This is a genomic window from Cupriavidus sp. SIMBA_020, assembly GCF_046535395.1.
Taxonomy (GTDB): domain Bacteria; phylum Pseudomonadota; class Gammaproteobacteria; order Burkholderiales; family Burkholderiaceae; genus Cupriavidus; species Cupriavidus campinensis.
In genome coordinates this window covers 1-232 of record NZ_JAWRWU010001765.1, presented here as the reverse complement: position 1 = coordinate 232, position 232 = coordinate 1, and the positions used below count along the sequence as shown (strand labels likewise).

Below are 232 nucleotides of genomic sequence, written 5' to 3'. Positions count from 1 at the left end.
ACCGCGCTATATTCACAGCTACCCCAATACAAAAAAGCATTTTCTGATTTAGTATATAAAGTGAAACTATATTTTTCATGTTCAACAGGAATATACAGATCTTTAGCATCAGAGAATGTATCAAAAAAATTAGCATTAACATTACGCTCTAGCTTTCGATGAGGCAGCAGGTTAACCGATATAAAGTTATTCAATGAGCTTTTATCATTTTGATAGTCAACGGGCTGAAACT

General features: G+C 33.2%; 1 protein-coding gene. It reads right to left on the bottom strand.

Features of this window, described 5'->3' with window-relative positions; all coding sequences use genetic code 11:
* Positions 1–232: hypothetical protein (locus SB751_RS35675; protein WP_410749693.1), on the bottom strand; the 232-nt coding region annotated here is incomplete at both ends.